Origin of the sequence: Zooshikella ganghwensis DSM 15267, from assembly GCF_000428585.1 — a bacterium.
In the GTDB taxonomy this organism is placed as follows: Bacteria; Pseudomonadota; Gammaproteobacteria; order Pseudomonadales; family Zooshikellaceae; genus Zooshikella; species Zooshikella ganghwensis.
In genome coordinates this window covers 1-4,548 of the sequence record NZ_AUAF01000243.1, presented here as the reverse complement: position 1 = coordinate 4,548, position 4,548 = coordinate 1, and the positions used below count along the sequence as shown (strand labels likewise).

General features: G+C 37.5%; 4 protein-coding genes. 3 read left to right on the top strand and 1 reads right to left on the bottom strand.

The window, feature by feature from the left end; genetic code table 11:
• A partial coding sequence (locus tag F607_RS31780; protein ID WP_169719851.1) for a TraM recognition domain-containing protein occupies window positions 1–1,652 on the bottom strand: 1,652 nt, incomplete at its 3' end.
• 280 nt (window positions 1,653–1,932) lie between these two features.
• On the opposite strand from F607_RS31780, the gene F607_RS0125070 reads away from it, so the two are divergent.
• The 3 genes from F607_RS0125070 to cas2 all read left to right on the top strand — a co-directional run bounded on the left by F607_RS0125070 (window position 1,933) and on the right by cas2 (window position 4,027).
• Window positions 1,933–2,631, top strand: coding sequence for a hypothetical protein (locus F607_RS0125070; protein WP_027710223.1), 699 nt, complete (start codon window positions 1,933–1,935; stop codon window positions 2,629–2,631).
• A complete protein-coding gene (locus F607_RS0125065) occupies window positions 2,628–3,644 on the top strand; it encodes an ATPase, T2SS/T4P/T4SS family (protein WP_027710222.1) in 1,017 nt (338 codons plus the stop codon). The genes F607_RS0125070 and F607_RS0125065 overlap by 4 nt, the downstream gene beginning before the upstream one ends.
• A 104-nt stretch (window positions 3,645–3,748) precedes the next feature.
• Entirely contained in the window at window positions 3,749–4,027 is a 279-nt protein-coding gene (cas2, locus tag F607_RS0125060) for a CRISPR-associated endonuclease Cas2 (protein WP_027710221.1), read from the top strand.
• The last annotated feature ends 521 nt before the right edge of the window (window positions 4,028–4,548 follow it).

Below are 4,548 nucleotides of genomic sequence, written 5' to 3'. Positions count from 1 at the left end.
GGTTGCATAGGTTGCATAGGTTGCATAGGTTGTGAGGAGGGTCTTAATGGCATGCCTCTTAGTTCTTGGACTGGTACCCATGCGGTATATAGAATACGAGATAGTTTCCCTGGTATGAATAACCCTGCAACTTGGGGTTCAAATGACTGAATATCGTTTTCAGTGATAAGGTTTTCTTCTATACTTCCCAAGCTAGACTCGCCTTCCCACACTTCGGCCCCAGCTGAATTAGTTTTAGTTCGTTCTGATTTTTTAATAGTTTTAATAAGTGTTCCAGACATATTAGCGGCCCACTCTTTTGTCTCTTTTTCGTTATTTTGATAAACCATGGTAATTTTAGCGTTTGTTTCTACGGCATACTTAATCGCTTCAGCGTTGAGTGTCTTGTCTGGTAAATTTAATAGATCTTTGATTGATTGGTAAGCAATCGAAATATTTACACCTTTTGATAGTACAGTGGCAAGTCCATCTGCTAAAACATCACTGATTACAAACTTTGCTTCATCAATACATAAGTAAGTGTGTTTTTCTTGCTTACCAATTCGCATTGCTGTTTGTACAAAGTCCATCATCATAATAGTTGCAATACGCTGCACCAGTCGGTTATTCATACTAGCTCGGATATATACAACACGGTTTTCACGGATACTGCGCTCGATACTAAACCCACGATCTTGTCTAGCACCAAGCGAAGGCAGGAACTCCAACTCATCTAATAAATTAATTGAGTTTTGTACTTTGCTAGGGTCAATTGAGTATTCTGCATGAGGGTCAATACTAAGGAAAATTCGCTTAAGTGAGCGGATACGTTTATCCCATAAACCACGTTTAATAAGTTGGATCATCTCCTTACGTTCAGCACCTTTATAGAAATCGGCATTGGTGCCTGTAGGATTGAGGTTAAATAGATAATTCACTCGGCTTAAGGCTTCAAGATCTGAGCCTGATAAAAAAGGTTCATATTTACCTGGACCGTATCCATTTAAGTCCATGATAATTGGTGACGCCCGACCGTTGGCAGCACAGGATTCGCGCATTATATCGATAATAAAGTCGTCTGGCTTATTATCAATAAAAAAGACGGTATAGCCTTTACGAATCGCCTGATCGATCAAACAGCCTTGTATTACCCCTTTACCTGTTTGAGTTGGGCCTAAAATTTTTAATTGATTCTTTTTAAACTCTTCATCTGTTAGGTAGATAGGTTGGCTATCTTGGTCAACTCCAAAGAAAAAATATCCTTCTTTGTAGTATTGCCGTGGATCAAATTGTTTTGTTTTGTAGCGGTTCTCTAAAGTTCTAATATCAGATTGTTTATCTGCACTTTGTTTTACTCCAAGATCGCGTTTTAGCTTGGATAAGTATGGGTGTATAAATCGTACAAATAGTAGCCGTATAAACAAAGGGCAAACAATTGAAAATAAAATTAATGGTACATGATTTAAGAGACTTTCTTTGATTAAAAACCATATTTTAAAAACAACTTGAGTATTTTGATTGAATGCATAGCTAACACCATGTAGTACTAGTGGAAAGGCAAAAGCAATTGAAAGTACGCCTCCATACAGCACTCTACGTATATAGGTTAAACCTATAGTTAAGAGCGTGTCATCTTGACTAATTTGAACTTTGCTCCAACCAAAAATAATCATGAAACTTAAAAAGCCAGCTATAAAGAAATGGCTATAGTAAAAGTATGCTTGTAAAAGCAAATCTATGATCGAGTCCATGTTCGAAAAGTCCTTGTTTACTCGAGTAAACGGTTAAAAAGTATACAATTATTTTATATGGCTTTTTATTAATAGATTATATAGAATGCTATATGAAAATCATTATAAAATAAATACATAATATTATTATTAACTTATTATATTTTAAGGATAATTAGTAGTATCTTATTTTCATATCTAGCTAAAAGGATTAGCTGACTAAATGGAAAAATTAATGACGCGTGCACGCCATACTGAAAAAAATCAATTGGTGTTGTGGTGGCTTTGTCAGTTTGGTTTCAGTGATCGATTTACACTGTCAAAGGCACTTAAAGTAAACCACTTAGGACAAGGCTACTATTTTAGTAAACTAGAGAAAGAACGAATCATTGAAGCTATTGACCAAAAAATATTACCACGCAAGTTATATAGGTTGGGTAGTAATGGTGCAAAATTAGCGGAGTACTTATTTCCACCTACCGATACAAAAAGAATTTACAATGTGGCGTACTCAACTTACTTGCATGAATCGCGAGTACAAGGGGTTGCTGCGGCCTTTGATGAGCCTCTACAAGTTAAAAATGCTAAAAAATATCTTTATGGTAAAAATATCAAAATACCAGACTTGCTGGTGGGTAAGAATGCTTATGAAATTGAGGTAACACGTAAGTCATCAAAATGGATTTTTAACGCTTATTTATCTCATTTACAAAATATTAAAAAGGGGCATTATCAGCGAGTAATCTATCTCTTTCAGCATGCTGTGATGCGTGATACCTATGAAAAACTTTTTCTCCAAGCTCGTTGGCCGTACTACCAAAGCAAGGGTAATAGTTTGGTAAAAACAGATGCGACATTTGAAGCTAGTGCTATTCATGGTCGCAATTTCTTCCAGTTTGGACTCATTGAGGACTACTTATGACAGGGATGCGAGATTCTATTATTGGGCTATTACCTGAAGGGGATCAACTTTGGTCGGTGGTGATGAATAACATGGCCCCCCTCCTGGATCTATATGCAGATAGTCGCAATGAAGAGATTATGGTTGTACGTTACAACTTAATATTTGTGAGACAAAGCGGGAAAAATATCAAAACAAATGCACAGTTTGACTCGGAAGACCATCTATTTAGGTTGATACATTCGCTAACTAAAACTTTAGGTAACGATATCAAGTTTGGTGAAGCTCAACCTGTAGTTGACATAGCCTTTCCTGATCATAGTAGGGCGAACTGTACGCATAAATCTATCTCTCCGCGTGGACATGCAATGACCATTCGATTGACTTCTAAGACTCCTTTGACAAGTGCTGGCTTGCTTGAAAGAAGTATGTTCAATCAGGAAATACTTGATTATTTAAAAATGCATATGGAAAAAAAGTCAATTTTTCTTATTGGTGGGGAAATGGGAAGTGGTAAAACTTCGTTGCTACGTATGCTCTCTGAATTTATAGATGTTCATGAACGAGTGATTTCTGTTGAAGATACGCATGAGCTATTTATTAAGCAGGAGAATTATGAGCCTTTGGTCTGTCCTCGCGCAAGTAAAGCAATTACTTTTGCTGGATTGATGGAGATAGTGTTAAGGAAAATGCCGGATAGGTTATTGTGTGGTGAGATTCGTAACCCTCAAGTGGCTAAAGTGTTTTATGAGATGTTGAGCATTGGACATAGAGGAATAGCGACTACTATGCATGCAGAAACGGCTCAGGGAGCTTTAGAGCGCTTAACTGATCTTGTTTCTGATGCGGTATCAGTTTCCCGTTGGGAGACAATTTACAAAGACCTGAAACGTAGTTTGGATATTATTATTATTATTACTGCATATCATCCGATGTATGGTCGTCGTATTATGCAAATTGCTGAAATGTGTGATGGAGAGTTGATAGACAAATTTCGTTTTGATCCAAAAATAAGTGGTTTTGTTAAGTGTTAGTGTAATTATTTAAAACAGAAAGGTATCGTGAAATTAAAGGCGGAAGGACTGTCCGTTTCTGCTGATAGAGGCTGTGTAAGTCTGGCTAATGCCAGCTATAGCCTATGACTTCTGAAGAAGCAAGGCATAATTATACCGTATTTCGCAGAGAATTATTGCATGAGAATTTTCAACAAATGCAGAATTCGCTTTATATACGGCATTTTGAAACATTAGCCACTGCTAAAGTCTGTATTGTTAGAGTAAGGCCTTTAATACCAGAAAACGCCAGTGTTGCTTTTTTCATTATAACGGATAAGCAATATGGCATGACAAGAGAGTATTTTGGATTCCAGAATGTCCAAAAACGCCCACAAGAACCCCAGCAAATCCAGTTGTTTTAAAGAAAGTTGCATGCTTATCAACTGTTTACACGCCCTCTAGCTTATCAGTTATTCCGATGGTGGGGTATCGGAACTTTTTGTGCCCTCTCGGCAACTGTGTGTAGTTGGGTAGAAAAACTTGCTTTTACACACCTTCACCGAGGGGACACGGCCTTACAATGCTTTTCTTATCTAGGTTGCACCTATTGCACTTATTGAGATTTCTTGGTTGACCTATCTATCTTAGAATTGAAGCTCAAATTGGTTGTTAGAGGAGCTGTTAGGCTGAGAGAGTATAGGTTGAGGCTAAGGTGTGGTAATCATAGGTATCATGTAATGAGGGCTTAGAAAGGCTTGGGAGAGCTGGAAATGGAAGGTAGGCAAATGGCAATTGGTTTTGTTGATCTTGGTATGAATTGGCAATGAAAAACAAGGGATTGGTACATTCTCATAGGTAAAATCATATACACCCCCAGAGTAATACAAAGGCTTGCACCCCCATAGTGGCGAGTTTATGAGTATTGCGTTGAAAGTAGTCACTT

What these genes read in the sequence shown, in the direction of transcription:
- F607_RS0125070 (WP_027710223.1), top strand. Translation starts at nt 1,933, where the DNA reads ATGGAAAAATTAATGACGCGTGCACGCCATACTGAAAAAAATCAATTG.
- F607_RS0125065 (WP_027710222.1), top strand. Translation starts at nt 2,628, where the DNA reads ATGACAGGGATGCGAGATTCTATTATTGGGCTATTACCTGAAGGGGAT.
- cas2 (WP_027710221.1), top strand. Translation starts at nt 3,749, where the DNA reads ATGACTTCTGAAGAAGCAAGGCATAATTATACCGTATTTCGCAGAGAA.